Annotated in this window: 1 protein-coding gene; it reads left to right on the forward strand. The window is 34.6% G+C overall.

The features are described from left to right. On the forward strand, positions 1 to 513 hold a 513-nt coding region (locus tag ACCC84_RS23885), incomplete at its 5' end, for a sulfite exporter TauE/SafE family protein (RefSeq protein ID WP_371902437.1). Positions 514 to 592: the final 79 nt, after the last annotated feature.

Raw genomic sequence — 592 nt, forward strand, 5'->3', positions numbered from 1 at the left:
TTCATAGGTTCCATAATAGGGGCATGGACCGTTCATTTAATGAATCCAGAAGTACTGAAGCTATTAATGCTGATCATGCTTGGTGTGGTCGCTATTTATACGATATTCAAGAAGGATTGGGGAAGTATTTCCACTCATAAAAAATTGTCTGGTCGACACGTCATTATTTTTACCTTTTTTATTTTTGCTATTGGTTTTTATGATGGATTTCTAGGGCCTGGCACAGGTTCGTTTTTAATGTTTTCTCTTTTATTTATTGGGTATGATTTTTTAAAAGCAGCAGGTACTGCGAAGTTTCTTAATTTAGGAAGTAATGTTGGTGCATTGTTGATGTTTATGTACGTAGGGCAAGTAAACTATGTGTATGGCTTCATAATGGGGATTGCTCAAATTGCTGGAGGAATTGTCGGCTCCAAATTCGCTATAAAAAAAGGAAGTGGGTATGTTCGTGCTCTTTTCATTACAGTAACTTGTTTATTGTTAGCGAAAAATCTGTATGACTATATTCAGTAAGTAATCAAAGGATGTAGAAAAGGTCAAATATGTAGATTACATAAAATATAAGAAGACACTAGGGGAAATTCCTTTTAAC

Origin of the sequence: Serratia odorifera (assembly GCF_041448735.1) — a bacterium.
Lineage (GTDB): Bacteria > Pseudomonadota > Gammaproteobacteria > Enterobacterales > Enterobacteriaceae > Serratia_F > Serratia_F odorifera.